We start from the raw sequence: 508 nt of genomic DNA on the forward strand, positions 1-508 counted from the left end.
CGAGAAAGGAGAATGATATGGAATGGATTAAGAAAAGGTTAAAAGAACGCTCAACATGGGTTGCTATAACGGTACTGCTCGCAATGGGAGGATATGAAGTTGACGCTGCTGCCAAAGAGGATCTGATAAAAGGTGTCCTTGCGGTAGTCTCGATCATCTTCGCCGCCACTTCCGATAAAAAGAAGGTGGAAATTGAGTAATGGACAATCTCAAGCTGAACAAAGAGGGCCTTGAACGTATCCTGGGCAAAGACCAGAAGATTACGTTCAGCAAAACGTGGGTGTGTGACCCTGAATACGCAGTAATCAACTTTTTCAAGAAAGGATGGCAACTATTATGTGGGAAAAAGTAAAGTTCATAACATCGGGAATAGGCACCTTTCTCTGGCCGCTCATCAAACAGTTCCTTGTCGCCTCAGCTCCGATTGTCCGGGCTGCTGCCCTTGTCGCTGTTAATGTCACGGTTGCCAAATATGACGGGACCATTGCCAGCAACTCCGTCAAACATG

2 protein-coding genes are annotated in these 508 nt (G+C 46.3%); both read left to right on the forward strand.

Annotated elements, in window-relative coordinates; genetic code table 11:
- On the forward strand, window positions 1-200 hold a 200-nt coding region (locus tag AC3DE3_RS17165; protein WP_488370830.1), incomplete at its 5' end, for a hypothetical protein.
- Between the two features lie 124 nt (window positions 201-324).
- Window positions 325-508, forward strand: a 184-nt coding sequence (locus AC3DE3_RS17170) for a hypothetical protein (RefSeq protein WP_488370831.1), incomplete at its 3' end; no start/stop codon positions are given.

Source organism: Dietzia sp. IBK-p2-16D, from assembly GCF_057773085.1.